General features: G+C 32.1%; 11 protein-coding genes, 1 tRNA gene and 1 pseudogene. 8 read left to right on the forward strand and 5 right to left on the reverse strand.

Going from position 1 to position 14,544, the window contains the following annotated elements; genetic code table 11:
• The 3 genes from AC0L4B_RS02000 to AC0L4B_RS02010 all read left to right on the forward strand — a co-directional run bounded on the left by AC0L4B_RS02000 (position 1) and on the right by AC0L4B_RS02010 (position 5,988).
• Positions 1-1,932 (forward strand): RagB/SusD family nutrient uptake outer membrane protein, encoded by a 1,932-nt coding sequence (locus AC0L4B_RS02000; RefSeq protein ID WP_473438326.1) that lies wholly within the window; start codon positions 1-3, stop codon positions 1,930-1,932.
• An 11-nt stretch (positions 1,933-1,943) separates the two neighbouring features.
• A complete protein-coding gene (locus AC0L4B_RS02005; RefSeq protein WP_473438327.1) occupies positions 1,944-2,975 on the forward strand; it encodes a SusE domain-containing protein in 1,032 nt (343 codons plus the stop codon).
• 115 nt (positions 2,976-3,090) lie between these two features.
• Positions 3,091-5,988, forward strand: a complete 2,898-nt coding sequence (locus tag AC0L4B_RS02010) for an alpha-amylase family glycosyl hydrolase (RefSeq protein ID WP_473438328.1) — start codon at positions 3,091-3,093, stop codon at positions 5,986-5,988.
• Between the two features lie 113 nt (positions 5,989-6,101).
• On the opposite strand, the gene AC0L4B_RS02015 is transcribed toward AC0L4B_RS02010, so the two are convergent.
• Positions 6,102-6,183, reverse strand: a tRNA-Leu gene (locus AC0L4B_RS02015).
• A 117-nt stretch (positions 6,184-6,300) separates the two neighbouring features.
• On the opposite strand from AC0L4B_RS02015, the gene AC0L4B_RS02020 reads away from it, so the two are divergent.
• The 5 genes and pseudogenes from AC0L4B_RS02020 (at position 6,301) to AC0L4B_RS02040 (ending at position 12,320) form a co-directional block, all read left to right on the forward strand.
• Positions 6,301-7,689 (forward strand): dipeptidase, encoded by a 1,389-nt coding sequence (locus AC0L4B_RS02020; RefSeq protein WP_473438329.1) that lies wholly within the window; start codon positions 6,301-6,303, stop codon positions 7,687-7,689.
• A 97-nt stretch (positions 7,690-7,786) separates the two neighbouring features.
• Positions 7,787-8,677 (forward strand): DMT family transporter, encoded by an 891-nt coding sequence (locus tag AC0L4B_RS02025; RefSeq protein ID WP_473438330.1) that lies wholly within the window; start codon positions 7,787-7,789, stop codon positions 8,675-8,677.
• 282 nt (positions 8,678-8,959) lie between these two features.
• Positions 8,960-9,325, forward strand: a complete 366-nt coding sequence (locus tag AC0L4B_RS02030; RefSeq protein ID WP_473438331.1) for a BlaI/MecI/CopY family transcriptional regulator — start codon at positions 8,960-8,962, stop codon at positions 9,323-9,325.
• Between the two features lie 2 nt (positions 9,326-9,327).
• On the forward strand, positions 9,328-11,103 hold the full coding sequence (locus AC0L4B_RS02035) for a M56 family metallopeptidase (protein ID WP_473438332.1): 1,776 nt from the start codon (positions 9,328-9,330) through the stop codon (positions 11,101-11,103).
• Positions 11,104-11,220: 117 nt separating this feature from the next.
• A pseudogene (locus tag AC0L4B_RS02040) lies at positions 11,221-12,320 on the forward strand (DUF4407 domain-containing protein).
• A 52-nt stretch (positions 12,321-12,372) separates the two neighbouring features.
• Here the strand turns inward: AC0L4B_RS02040 and AC0L4B_RS02045 are convergent.
• The 4 genes from AC0L4B_RS02045 to AC0L4B_RS02060 are packed head-to-tail and all read right to left on the reverse strand — an operon-like array spanning position 12,373 to position 14,527.
• Positions 12,373-12,951, reverse strand: coding sequence for a PhnA domain-containing protein (locus AC0L4B_RS02045; RefSeq protein ID WP_473438333.1), 579 nt, complete (start codon positions 12,949-12,951; stop codon positions 12,373-12,375).
• A gap of 44 nt (positions 12,952-12,995) precedes the next feature.
• Positions 12,996-13,193: a hypothetical protein gene (locus AC0L4B_RS02050; protein WP_473438334.1), complete on the reverse strand. Its 198-nt coding sequence runs from the start codon at positions 13,191-13,193 to the stop codon at positions 12,996-12,998.
• 17 nt (positions 13,194-13,210) lie between these two features.
• Positions 13,211-14,014 (reverse strand): type I phosphomannose isomerase catalytic subunit, encoded by an 804-nt coding sequence (locus AC0L4B_RS02055; protein ID WP_473438335.1) that lies wholly within the window; start codon positions 14,012-14,014, stop codon positions 13,211-13,213.
• 18 nt (positions 14,015-14,032) lie between these two features.
• Positions 14,033-14,527, reverse strand: coding sequence for a glycosyltransferase (locus tag AC0L4B_RS02060; RefSeq protein WP_473438336.1), 495 nt, complete (start codon positions 14,525-14,527; stop codon positions 14,033-14,035).
• Between the last annotated feature and the right edge of the window lie 17 nt (positions 14,528-14,544).

Raw genomic sequence — 14,544 nt, forward strand, 5'->3', positions numbered from 1 at the left:
ATGAAAACAAAACTTAAACACCTAATTGTAATCATGGTCCTGTCCTTAGGATTGGTATCATGTCACGACGATTTAGATCAATCACCAATTGATCCAGATAGTTTTACTGAAGAAGATGTATTTGCAAATGCAACCGAAGTTAAAGGTGCATTAGCAAAATTATATGCCAGTCTAGCATTAACAGGACAACAAGGTCCTTCGGGACAAGCAGATATTGCAGATATTAATGAAGGATTTTCTCAGTATTCTAGAATGCTTTTTAACCTAAACGAATTAACGACAGATCATGCAGTTGTAGGTTGGGGAGATGCTGGCTTACAAGACTTACATGGTCAGTATTGGTCCGGTAACAATGATTTTACTGAAGCTATGTATTATAGATTAGCTCAAGAAGTATCATTTTGTAATTCATTTATAACCAATGCTGCTTCATTAGCTGGTGGAGAAGTGTCAAGTTTTATTGCAGAAGCACGTTTTTTAAGAGCTTTTGCTTATTATAACTTAATTGACTTATTTGGTAATGTTCCTTTAGTAACTGAAGTATCTACAGATTTACCACAACAAGCCTCTAGAATAGAATTATTTAATTTTGTAGAATCAGAGCTACTTGATATTCAAGGAGATTTAAAACCTGGTCGCTCTAACGAATATGGGAGAGTGGATGAAGTTGCTGCTTGGGCTTTATTATCTAAATTATATTTAAATGCAGAAGTATGGACTGGCACTGCACGTTATACAGATTGCGTGACCTATTCTAATAACGTTATAAACTCAGGATACAGCATTAACATAAATGATGCTAATGGTAATGGTACAGCTTATGACGAGTTATTTTTAGCTGATAATGATACCAATGGAGCTCAAGACGAATTTATATTCGCTTTAAATTTTGATGGATTAAGATCACAAACTTATGGTGGTAGTACATTTTTAGTACGTGCAGCTATAGGTGGAACTATGGATGCCACAGAATTTGGTGTTAATGGTGGATGGAGTGGACATAGAACCACAAAAAAACTAGAAGAAAAATTTAACTATACCGTATTTACTCAAGATATACAAGAAATTAATGATGAATTAGGACCAATGTCTGATTGGGGAATCATAGGAGATGGTACACCAAATGGCTGGGATGACCCAGATACTAAAATGTATCAAACTGGAAATAACCAATTTTCAATATATACTGAATTAACTGATGGTTCTCTAAAATTTAGATTTAATAATGATTGGGGAACTAATTATGGTGATGATGATACTGATTTATCTTTAGAATCAGATGGTCAAAATATCCCAGTTTTAGCAGGACAATATTATATCACTTTAGATCTTGATAATTTAACCTATAGTATTGAAAATGTAGATTTCAATGATCTATTAGAAACATATATAGAAGGTGATAAAAGAGCAATGTTTTATACTAATGGTCAAAATTTAGAAATTGAAGATATCTCCTCGTTTACAGATGGCTATGCTGTTACTAAATTTAAAAATATAGATAGTGATGGTGACCAAGGTGTTGATTCTGCTGGAGATTTTGTAGATACAGATCTTCCACTAATTAGATTAGCTGAAATTTATTTAAACTATGCTGAAGCTACTCTTCGAGGTGGTGGCGGTGACTTAAATCTTGCTACAACAAAAATTAACGAATTAATTGAAAGAGCTAATGGAGACACAAGCGCTAACGTATCAAGTGGAGACATTACTTTAGACTTTATACTTGATGAAAGATCAAGAGAATTATATTGGGAAGGACAAAGACGTAGTGATTTAATTCGTTATGACTATTTTACAACAGATGCTTACTTATGGCCATTTAAAGGTAATAGTCCTCAAGGGACTTCTGTTTCAAACTACAGAAACTTATTTCCTTTACCAAACAGTATTATAACAGTTAACCCAAACCTTTCTCAAAATGAAGGCTATTAATAACTATTAAAATGAAAAATATATTTTATAAATTAGTCCTTTCGTTATGCATTGCAACTCTTTTTGTGAGTTGCGATGAAACGGAAATAACCGAATTAAATAGTAACGGAATTCCTGTAGTTTCAGTTTCAGAAAATACAGTAGTTTTAACAGAAGCTACTGCAGATGAAGAAGCTTTAACAGTAACTTGGACAGAACCAAACTTTGGTTTTAGTGCAGCACCTCTTGCATATAATGTATTAATAGATACAGAAAATGGTGATTTTTCATCACCAGAAAGTGCTACAGCAAGTATGCCTTTAGAAAAAACTTTTACAGTACAACAACTAAACGCACTCTTAACAGAGCTTGAATTACCCCCTAACGTAGAAGCTCAAGTACAACTAAAAGTTGAAGTTAAATTAAGTAATGTATCAAGTGTATATTCTGAAGCTATAAATTTAACTGTAACACCTTATCCAGGACTTCCAGACCTTAGTACAACTTGGGGAATAGTGGGTGATGCAACACCTAATGTATGGAATGGACCAGACATACCTCTTTACAAAACAGACACAGAAGGCGTACTTGCAGCTTATGTACATTTAATTGATGGTGAAATTAAGTTTAGAGATGATGATGATTGGGAGGTAAATTATGGAGCTACTGGAGTAGATAACGCTTTAGAAGCTGACGGAGGAAATATAGCTGTTACAGAAGGAACATATTATATTACCCTAGATTTAAACAATCTTACCTATACAATGGAAGATGCTTCAACTACTGATATTTGGGGACTAGTTGGAGATTCAACTCCTAATGGTTGGGATGGACCAGACTGGACTTTTTACCCAGCAGGTAATGACCTTTACGTAACTCAAGTTAATTTAACTGATGGTGAACTTAAATTAAGATTAAACAATGATTGGGGAACCAACTACGGAGACACAGGTTTAGATAATACTCTAGATGATGGTGGAGATAATATTATTGTAACAGCTGGAACTTACAATATTGTTATAGATTTATTTAATCTAACTTATACGTTAGAAATAGAACCGTAATCTTATAAATTTAATATTGTATTAAATAAAACTTTTAAAGCCTATTTACTTGTAAAAGTAAATAGGCTTTTTCTTTATAAACTAAATTTAATTTCACATTTTAAAAAATATTAAAATGAAAAAACTATTACTCAACTTATTATTATTTCTACCATTACTAGTACTTGGCCAAGTCACTGTTAATCCAAACCCTATATTAGTAAATCAACCAGTAACCATAACTGTAGATATAACTGCACCTACTTGTAATAGTATTGTTAATCCTGCAAAAGTATATGCTCATCTAGGTGTTGGAAATGAAAGTGACGAATACGGAATTAAAGTCGTAGGTAATTGGGGACAAGATGATGGCGTTGGTGAAATGACCAATAATGGTGATGGAACTTGGAGTATAACAATCACACCTAGTACTTATTTTAATTTAACAGCTACTGAAGAAACTGAAGTCACCAAAATGGGGATAGTGTTTAGAAACCCAAACGGTAGCCAAGAATTAAAATTAGACAATGGTGGTTGTCAAAACTTTGTATTTAATGTAGGAGCTTTTCAAGTAGATATGATTAACCCAGAATCTGACGGAGTTATAGTTGTAACTAGCAATTCAGACACACAAATCATTGCTCAAAATTCAAATGGTGATGCTAATTATGTACTTAAAGCTAATGGTACAACTATTAATACAGCAATTACCAATTTTTATAACTATTCTTTTTCTAATATAACAGAAAACAAATACTGTCAATTGGAAGTCACACAAGGAACAGAAGTGGTTACTAAAAACTTCACAATTCTTGTAAATAGCAGCACATCTCAAGCATTACCTGCTAATATGGAAAACGGTATTAACTACACCAGTAACACCTCTGCAACATTAGTTTTAGAGACTCCTTTAAAAGATTTTGTATATGTCGCAGGAAGCTTCAATAATTACTCACCTACATCTGCTTATGCAATGAAAAAAGATCCGACAACTGGACAATTTTGGTTAGAGTTAACTGGATTAACAGCTGGTCAAACAGAAACTTATCAATATTGGGTTGGTGCAGAAAACCCTGTTTCTAACTCGCCAAATCTTGTAAAAACAGCAGATCCGTATTCTACGTTAGTATTATCTCCATTTGACGATCCTTTTATTCCAGCATCGTCTTATCCAAACTTACCTAGTTACCCAATAGGTCAAGATAGAGAAGTTACAGTTTTACAAACAGGTCAAACAGCCTATAACTGGCAAGTAACTGACTTTGAAAAACCTAAAAAAGAGGACTTAGTAATCTATGAAGTATTAATAAGAGATTTTGACAAAAATGCTGATGGAGGTCGTAATTACCAACAATTAATAGATCGAATAGACTACTTCAAAAACCTTAATGTTAATGCCATTCAATTAATGCCAGTAATGGAATTTGAAGGTAACGAAAGTTGGGGATACAACACGTCTTTCCATATGGCTTTAGATAAGTATTATGGTACAGAAGATAAACTTAAAGAGTTTGTTGATGTGTGTCATCAAAATGGGATTGCAGTCATTTTAGACATTGCTTTAAACCATGCTTTTGGACGCAACCCTATGGTTAGAATGTGGATGGACGATCCTGATAATGATGGTTGGGGAGAACCAAGTAGCGAAAACCCTTATTTTAATCAAGTAGCTACACACACTTATAGTGTTGGTTCTGATTTTAATCACTCTAACTCAAAAACTCAAGATTATGTTCAACGCGTAGTAAAACATTGGATTGAAGAGTTTAATATTGATGGATTACGTTGGGACTTAACTAAAGGATTTACCCAAAATTGTACTGACTCGGACGAAAATTGTACTAATCAATATCAAGCAGACAGAGTTGCTATTTTAAAACAATACGCAGATTATTCTTGGTCTCTTGATGATGATCATTATGTGATTTTCGAACATTTAGGTGGGACACAAGAAGAAAAAGAATGGGCTGATTACAGAATAAGCGAAGGTAAAGGAATCATGCTTTGGGGAAAAATGACAGATCCTTACAATCAATTAACTATGGGTTATGCTTCAGGAAGTAACATAAACGGAATGGGACACAATAGCCGAAACTTTGATGCACCTAGATTAATTGGTTATCCAGAAAGCCATGATGAAGAGCGATTAATGTATAGAAATTTACAATATGGAAACAGTACTAACACAAACCATGATGTTACCAATTTAAATACAGCAATATCAAGAATGTCTGCTTTAGGAGCTGTAAGTTTAACAATTCCAGGACCAAAAATGATATGGCATTTTGGAGAGCTAGGTATGGAAAACTCGATTTACACTTGTAATAATGGTAATGTTAATGATACTTCAGGATCAGATGGAGACTGTAAATTAGATACAAAACCTCAACCTCAGTGGGACAACAATTGGTTGTCAGATGCTACAAGAAGTCAAGTTTATAATGATTGGGCAAGACTTAATGATTTAAAAGTAAACCAACCTGTTTTTGAAGGTCAATATGTTATTAACAACACAACTAATCCTGATGTTAATACTTTAACTCCAAGAATTTTCATTTCAGATAACTCAATTCCTTCAGATCAATTAAACAATGTTGTTATTTTAGCTAACTTTAATGTTACCTCACAAAATATAACTCCTGACTTTCCTTCAACAGGTACTTGGTATGATTTAATGGACGCGACTAATAGTACAAGTATAAACGTTACAAGTACAACAGCACCAATAACTATTCCTGCAGGACAATTTAAAATTTATGGTAATGCAGCACCTCAAAACTTAAGCACAGAGGAGTTTACACTGTCTAGTACTTTTAAACTATATCCAAATCCGTCAAGTACTTCCTTTTCGGTCAATAAAATAGTAAATAACGTTCAAATAATGGATGTGTCAGGAAAGCTAATAAAGGATTTTAAAGGGCGTTTTAATGCAGGACATAAGTTTATCATAAGTAACTTAGCAAAAGGCCTATATCTTGTTAAAACAACAACAAATAAAGGTTTAATAAAAACCACAAAACTGATTAAATCATAATTATTTAATACATTTAACCCGAAAAGCTTCAGTTGTCCGCTGAAGCTTTTTTTGTTATATAAACTAAATGACATAAAAAAAGCTTCTCAAAAATGAGAAGCTTTTTTACTTTGTACAGGCGGAGAGACTCGAACTCTCACACCTCGCGGCACTAGATCCTAAGTCTAGCGTGTCTACCAATTCCACCACGCCTGCAACTTATACCGATAATTTCGGATTGCAAATATAAACAATAGTTTGAATATTCATAATAACTTCAAACAAATTATTTTCCTTTTTGTATTTTTACCTAAATTCAATACTATTTTTTAAATGAAAAACATAAAATCTTACGTTCAAGAAAACAAACAACGTTTTCTTGACGAATTAATAGAGCTACTTAAGATTCCCTCTATAAGTGCAGACTCAGCTTATAAAGAGCATACAGTAAACACTGCTGAGGTCGTAGCAAAAAGCTTAACAGACGCTGGTTGCGATGTTGTCGAAATTTGCGAAACAGAAGGCTATCCAATTATTTACGCACATAAAATAATTGATAAAGATTTACCAACCGTTTTAGTTTATGGTCATTACGACGTACAACCACCAGATCCATTAAATTTATGGACCTCTCCACCTTTTGAGCCTGTAATTAAAACAACAGATTTACATCCAGAAGGTGCTATTTTTGCTCGAGGAGCTTGTGATGACAAAGGTCAAATGTACATGCACGTTAAGGCAATGGAATTTATGACCAAAAATAATACTTTACCTTGTAACGTCAAGTTTATGATAGAAGGCGAAGAGGAAGTTGGTAGTGTTAACCTTGGTAAATTTGTAAAGCAAAACCAAGACAAACTATCTAACGATGTCATTTTAATTAGTGATACTGGTATGATTGCACAAGACACACCATCAATTACAACAGGATTACGTGGTTTAAGTTATGTTGAGGTTGAAGTTACTGGACCAAATCGCGATTTACACTCTGGTTTATATGGAGGTGCAGTAGCAAATCCAATAAACGTATTGACTAAAATGATAGCCTCTCTTCATGATGACAATAATCATATTACCATTCCAGGTTTTTATGATAATGTTGAAGAATTATCAAAAGACGAGCGTGCACAAATGGCTAAAGCTCCGTTTTCATTAGACAAATACAAAGCAGCTTTAGATATTGATGCTGTTTACGGAGAAGAAGGTTATACAACCAACGAGCGTAATAGCATTAGACCAACCTTAGACGTTAACGGTATTTGGGGTGGTTACACAGGTGAAGGTGCAAAAACAGTAATAGCAAGCCAAGCATTTGCAAAAATATCTATGCGATTAGTACCAAACCAAGATTGGGAAAATATTACAGACCTATTTAAAAAACATTTTGAAAGTATTGCTCCAAAAGGCGTTAAAGTAAAAGTTACACCTCATCATGGTGGACAAGGTTACGTGACACCAATAGATAGTGTCGGTTACCAAGCAGCAAGCAAAGCTTATCAAGAAACCTTTGGTAAAACACCAATACCACAACGTAGTGGAGGAAGCATACCAATCGTATCATTATTCGAGCAAGAACTAAAAAGCAAAACCATTTTAATGGGCTTTGGTTTAGATAGCGATGCAATCCACAGTCCAAACGAACATTTTGGAGTGTGGAACTACTTAAAAGGGATAGAAACCATTCCGTATTTCTACAAGTACTTTACAGAAATGCATAAATAATAATTAGGGTGTCACCACCTTTTGCTTTTAGGAGGCAAAAGGTGGTCGCGTCATCCGTTATATCTTTATTTTGCCATATATGGCAGCAAAATAAAGGATGCCACTACTACCGCTTACACAACCAACCAAAGTGAAAGACCAACATTTAAAGCACGTACTAGCACTAACCTTTGCAACACTACTAATTAGCACATCAGGTAGTTTAGGTCGCTATATAAGTATGCCTGCACCTGTTACTATTTGGTGGCGAAGCTGTCTAGCACTATTTTTATTATTAGGTTATTGCAAATACAAAAATATTACCCTTAAAATAAATTCTAAAAAAGACTTGGGTGCTTTTGTGTTAAGCGCATTATTTATGGCCTCACATTGGATTACTTATTTTATAGCGCTACAATTGTCAAGTGTAGCTATTGGTATGTTAGCCTTATTTACATTTCCAATAATGACAGCATTATTAGAGCCCTTATTTTCTAAAACAAAATTTGATTACATGCACCTTATATTAGGCGCAATGGTCCTTTTAGGGATTTACATTCTCTCTCCAGAATTAGACATTCAAAATGACTCCGTAAAAGGGATTTTGTTTGGACTATTTTCTGCCTTCTGTTATGCTATGCGTATTTTAATACTTAAACAATACGTAACCTCCTACCATGGTAGTAGCCTAATGTTTTTTCAATTATTTATAATAAGTATTGTTTTACTTCCTGTATTATTTATATATGATAGTTCTAACATAAACACTCAGTTTCCGTATGTTATTATTCTAGCATTAGTAACCACAGCAATTGGACATACATTATTTATTCAAAGTTTAAACCATTTTAAAGTCAGCACAGCTAGTATTATTGGAAGTACACAACCAATATTTGGAATTATAATTGCTTTTTTCTTTTTAAATGAAATTCCAACTTGGAACACTTTTATTGGCGGAATGCTAATCCTATCAACGGTTGTTATTGAGAGTTTACGCTCTAGAAAGTAGCGACTAATCCAAAATTCTCATAAAAAATCACTTAATAAAAAGTCTTTATTTAGTCGTGCCTTTAGTAATAACATAGTTATTTCTGTTTGGGATGAGATCCTGAAACTAGTTCAGGATGACCTAGTGTAGGTACAACACATACAATATTACTCAATCGTAACTTGTTCATAATGAAACAAAACCACACTTTGTTTTATCACTAAAATCACAAAAAAACACCTCTACAATTGTAGAATCAAATTTTTATTCTACATTTGTAGAGGTTAATCTAAACTTGTAGACATGCAATTATCAAAAACGGAAGAAGAATTAATGAATCATTTATGGAAACTAGAAAAGGCTTTCATGAAAGATTTACTAGAATCCTATCCAGAACCTAAACCAGCAAATACAACTATAGCGACATTACTAAAACGTATGACAGATAAAGGTTTTATAGGTTACACTAAATTTGGTAACTCAAGACAATACTATCCTTTAGTTAATAAAAAAGACTATTTTTCTAAGCATGTTAATGGCTTGATTAAAAACTTTTTTAACAATAGCAGCTCACAATTTGCCTCGTTTTTCACAAAAGAAACTGATTTAAGCAAATCAGAATTAGAAGCATTACGGTCTATTATTGACGATGAAATTAAAAACAAATAATCATGGTATTACTGCTATTAAAATCCAGTGCTTGCTTATTAATTCTACTTATATTCTATAAATTAGTGTTAGAATTTTTAAGCAACCATAAATTTAAAAGAGCTTATTTATTAATCGCTATTTTAATATCTATAATTACACCTTTTATAAACTTTGTAAAATATGTAGTTCCTGCTGTTGATGAGGTACTGATAATTAATAACGCAGAAACAACACCATTAAATACACCTTTTAAAATAGCAGAAGACACTAATTACTTAGCAATTATATTATGGAGTGTATATGCAATTGGTGTTAGCTTATTTTTGATTCGGTTTGGAAAAAATATTCTTGGTATCGTTTCAAAAATTAAAAAACATAAAAAAATTAAACATAACAATTTCATCAATGTTTTAATATATCAACTGGAAATTCCGCATACGTTTTTCAACTTCATTTTTTTAAATAAAAATAAATTTGAACACAATCAAATTCCACACGAAGTATTATTACACGAACAAACACATGCTAAACAAAAACACAGTTTGGATGTATTACTTATTGAGCTAATACAAATAATATTTTGGTTTAATCCATTGTTATATTGGTTAAAAAAAGAGATTAAACTTAATCACGAGTTTTTAGCAGACCAAGCAGTTTTAAATCAAGGAGTAGACACTAAAAACTATCAAAACATTTTACTAGCGTTCTCATCAAACCATCAAGAACAGGCGTTAGTTAATGCCATCAATTATTCATCAATCAAAAAACGTTTCACACTTATGAAAACACAAACACCAAAATCAGTCGTTTGGTTACGCAGTTTACTACTGCTTCCATTATTAGCAATTTTAATTTACAGCTTCAGCAATACAATAGAAGTTGAAAAAGAAACTTTAAAACAAATAAAAAACAATTTACCAACTGAAGATTTAACTAAACAAGAAATCACACAAACTCAAAATTCAATTCTTTTGGTAAACGGAATAGAATGTGATGGTTGTAAGCTTAACTTATCAAAAAAAGGAATAGCAGAGTTGATTTTAAGCACAACTAATAAAGAAGATATATCCCATTTTAAATTGAAAATCCCAGGAATTAAAACCTTATTTAACGATGGTAACATGCCAGACAATGAAACTAGACAAAATGTTTTAAAAACCAAAAAAGGGGATATAATCCAAGTATTTGACATTAAAACTAAGTCCAATAAATTTAAGCCTGTTATTATAAAGGTTGTAGACAAAAATGATGAGAACTATTCGGAATCACCTAAAGTAAAAAAAGGAGACGCGTCTAGTATTCCTCCTCCTCCTCCAGCTCCATTAAACTCTGATAAAACCACAGGTTTTGTAAATATAAAAGAGCAAACTCATTTTTATGTAAAATTAAAAAGCAAAACTAAATATTATAACAGAAATGGATTTGAGGTAGATAAAAAAGGGAATAAATTATCTAATACTCAAACAGATGGAAGCAAAGTAATTCCGGGTCAAAAAATAACTAAAGTTTTTAAAGCTGGTAAAATAGTCTCAGAATTTAAAAAAACTTGGAATGACGACATAACACTTCCTCCTCCACCACCTCCAATAAACACTACAGATCACATTATTAGAATAGCCAAAAAAGACGCTTCATTTTATTATAATGGCGAAGCAATTAGCTCTGATAAGGCTTTGGATTTAGCTAAAAATAATTCAGAGTTAAACATATCATCACATACAAATAACGGTGTGTCCACTGTACATCTGTCTGAAAAACCAATAAAAACGGTTAATGGTAAAGTTGTAAACGAGTAATATTCGTTATAAAACAAAAAAAGCTTCATATAATTTGAAGCTTTTTTTGCTCAAAACTGTAACAAAAACACGCTTTTAGCGTTCTAATAGATATCATCAATCAAAATCAATCATATCATGTTAAAACAATTTTTTATTATCTGCTCTGGAGCAGATACTGACCTACTTAATACAGCATCTAAAGGCGAACAGAACAAGTATGTTGGAATTGGCGCTACTGTATTTTTTACAGCTATAATGGCCTTTATAGCTTCAAGCTATGCATTGTTTACAGTCTTTGATAATGTCTATGCTGCTATTGGATTTGGTCTAATTTGGGGTTTATTAATTTTCAATCTAGATCGTTTTATTGTTTCGACTATCAAAAAACGAGGAAGCTTTACTAGAGAATTGCTACAAGCTACTCCAAGATTAATACTAGCACTAATTATAGCAATAGTTATATCTAAACCTTTAGAGTTAAAGCTTTTTGAAAAAGAAATCAATCAAGTTTTATTAACCGAAAAAAATGCAATGACGCTTCAAAACCAAGATGCTATTGCTTTACAATTTTCACCTAAAGAAAAACAACTAAAACAAGCTATAGTTAACCTTGAAAATAACATCACTGTTAAAGAGGCTGAAGTTAATACACTTTACAACACCTATATTGCAGAAGCTGAAGGTAGTTCTGGAACAAATAAATTAGGCAAAGGACCTGTATACAAAGAAAAAAGAGAAAAACATGATGCTGCTTTAGCAGAACTACAAACACTTAAAACAGATACAAAACAAAAAATTACAGCAATTGAATCTGAATTATTAGAACTTAAAACTAATTATGATAATCAAGTTGCTAATACACAACCAATAATTGATGGATTTGATGGTTTAATGGCCAGAATAAATGCTTTAAACAGTTTGCCATGGCTACCTTCATTTTTTGTCTTTTTATTATTTTTAGCTATCGAAACTTCTCCAATAATAGCAAAACTTTTGACTCCAAAAGGAGAATATGATTTTAAACTTGAAAATCATGAAACTGCCATTAAAACTGTCGTAGAACAACGCGTCAAGGAAAGGCAATTATCCGTTGCTGCAGATTTTAAAATTAATGATAAAATATATGCAAATTTATCAGAAGAAGATGAGTTGTATCACTACAAACAAAAAAAGCTAGAGTTTTAATGCAGCTTCAAGCGGAAGCTTTTTATAAACAGCAACAAAAAGCATTGTAACAAAAAAGGCTTCAATTAAAACTGAAGCCTTTTTTGTATGTATTAATTAAGATTATAGTTTCTTAACGTACTCTGTAATAATAACAGTAAGTGTAGGTCCTACTTTACCTTCAATATAATTAGCATTCTCACGATCTAATCTTATATTTCTAACAGCAGTACCTTGTTTAGCAACTTGACTAGACCCTTTAATTTTAAGATCTTTAACTAATACAACACTATCTCCTGTCTCTAAAATCACACCATTACAATCTCTATGGATAATTTTATCTGCTTCGTCTTTGTGCTCATCGGTTAATCTAGCAATTGCTAAATTATCATCATCCAAGTACATCATGTCTAACAAATCTTTTGGCCAGCCTTCGGCTCTTAGCCTTTGTAACATTCTCCAAGCCATAATCTGAACAGAAACGTGCTCTGACCACATACTATCGTTTAAACACCTCCAATGGTTTACATCCATCTCTGTGTTTTTTTCGATTTGATCATAACAGTTTCCACAAACCAACAAGCAAGTGTCTACAGTTTCGTTTAAAGATGGTGGAATATTATATTGTCTTGTATCTTTTTCAGAAGCACATAACTCGCAAGTTGAGTTGCTTCTTTCTTGTAACATTTGAAGTACGCTCATAATTTATTTTTTTGATGCGCACAAATATAGCAAATGCTTTGGGTTTAAGCAGCAAAAGTAGGCTTAAGATGTTTACTTGAATAATCAGAAGTTTTGTTATCAATAAACACCTCTAATAACTTTGCATTTTTAGCATTAAAAACGACTTCTTTTGCAATAGCAGGTATTAAAATGGTTTCTCCTATTTTAACGGTTTCGGTATGTAAACCTGTAGTAACTTCTACTTCACCTTCTACACACATGTAAATTATAAACGAGTCTAAATTAGTGTAATCTTTAACCCTGATTTTTTTACATCAATAATATTAGTTGTAAAATAATCACAATTAACCAAATTACTATTTCCGTTAGGTAACAAATTATAATCTGCCTTTCCGTTAGACTCAAAATGTTTAGTTGCTTGAGCTGCTAACTTTGTGTGTAATTCTCTTTTATGTCCTGCATCATCCTCTCTATCCCAATCATAAACACGATAAGTAATGTCTGATGTTTGTTGTATTTCGGCAGCTAAAACACCTGCTCCTATAGCGTGCACTTTTCCTGCTGGAATAAAATAACTATCTCCTTTTTTTACTTTTTCGCGATTAAAAACAGTATCCACATTTTGTGCTGTGATGTGATTAAGTAACTCTGGATTTGTGTCTTTATCTTTTAATCCTAAAACAATATCTGCATTATCATCACTATCCATAATATACCACATTTCAGTTTTACCAAAACTATCATGGTGTTTTTTTGCCATTTGATTATCTGGATGTACTTGTACAGACAAATCTGTTTTAGCATCTAAAAATTTAATTAATAAAGGAAAGTTGGTACCAAAGTTTTCAAAATTATTAACACCAACCATTTCAGCCTTATGCTCTGCGATTAATTGTTTTAAATCTTGACCTTGATATAATCCATTAGATACAACAGAAACATTATCATTTACGTCTGATATCTCCCAACTTTCTCCAACATTATCTTTATTGGTAGCCTTCCCTAAAAGATTAGCAAGCTTGTTTCCGCCCCAGATTTTTTCTTTTAGAATAGGATTAAATTTTATAGGATATGCTTTCATAATGATAATTGTATTATGTTATAACTTACTTAAACTTTGTAAGTTTACAAATTGGTTTTTTACATTTAATTTCTTTAAATAATCAACGATTGAAAATAAACTTTTAAATAAGGTTAATTTAATATCTCTTCTTTTAAGATTTTCTAAATTAAATTCCATAATTAAATCTTGATTTTCAGAAATTGCTTTAATCAATCCATCTAAACCATGTTGGTTTGTATTTAAAAGATTAGTTGTTGCATAACCTAAATGATCAAGATTAAAATTGTTATACATAAATCTTGCTCCTGCTCTAACAGCAGACACATCAGACTTAAACTTTCTAATATTTACAACGGACACATTAGTACACTGGTCTTTAATTTGTTCTAAAATATTATAGGTATTATCTCTGCTATTATTATTTACTAAACAAAGCTCTAAATTAGGGGTTTGCTGGATTTGCTTGATAAAACAATTAGTATCGATTTCAGTTTCGTTATTATGAAAAATTATTATTACTCCTATTTTCATGATATTAGGTTAGGTAT

It is taken from the genome of Olleya sp. NP1-10, from assembly GCF_055804415.1.

Bases quoted from the DNA above. Each gene is read 5' to 3' on its own strand.
- AC0L4B_RS02035 (WP_473438332.1), top strand. From the start codon at position 9,328: ATGGTATTACTGCTATTAAAATCCAGTGCTTGCTTATTAATTCTACTT.
- AC0L4B_RS02050 (WP_473438334.1), bottom strand. From the start codon at position 13,193: ATGTGTGTAGAAGGTGAAGTAGAAGTTACTACAGGTTTACATACCGAA.
- AC0L4B_RS02055 (WP_473438335.1), bottom strand. From the start codon at position 14,014: ATGAAAGCATATCCTATAAAATTTAATCCTATTCTAAAAGAAAAAATC.
- AC0L4B_RS02010 (WP_473438328.1), top strand. From the start codon at position 3,091: ATGAAAAAACTATTACTCAACTTATTATTATTTCTACCATTACTAGTA.
- AC0L4B_RS02000 (WP_473438326.1), top strand. From the start codon at position 1: ATGAAAACAAAACTTAAACACCTAATTGTAATCATGGTCCTGTCCTTA.
- AC0L4B_RS02025 (WP_473438330.1), top strand. From the start codon at position 7,787: ATGCCACTACTACCGCTTACACAACCAACCAAAGTGAAAGACCAACAT.
- AC0L4B_RS02060 (WP_473438336.1), bottom strand. From the start codon at position 14,527: ATGAAAATAGGAGTAATAATAATTTTTCATAATAACGAAACTGAAATC.
- AC0L4B_RS02005 (WP_473438327.1), top strand. From the start codon at position 1,944: ATGAAAAATATATTTTATAAATTAGTCCTTTCGTTATGCATTGCAACT.
- AC0L4B_RS02020 (WP_473438329.1), top strand. From the start codon at position 6,301: ATGAAAAACATAAAATCTTACGTTCAAGAAAACAAACAACGTTTTCTT.
- AC0L4B_RS02045 (WP_473438333.1), bottom strand. From the start codon at position 12,951: ATGAGCGTACTTCAAATGTTACAAGAAAGAAGCAACTCAACTTGCGAG.
- AC0L4B_RS02030 (WP_473438331.1), top strand. From the start codon at position 8,960: ATGCAATTATCAAAAACGGAAGAAGAATTAATGAATCATTTATGGAAA.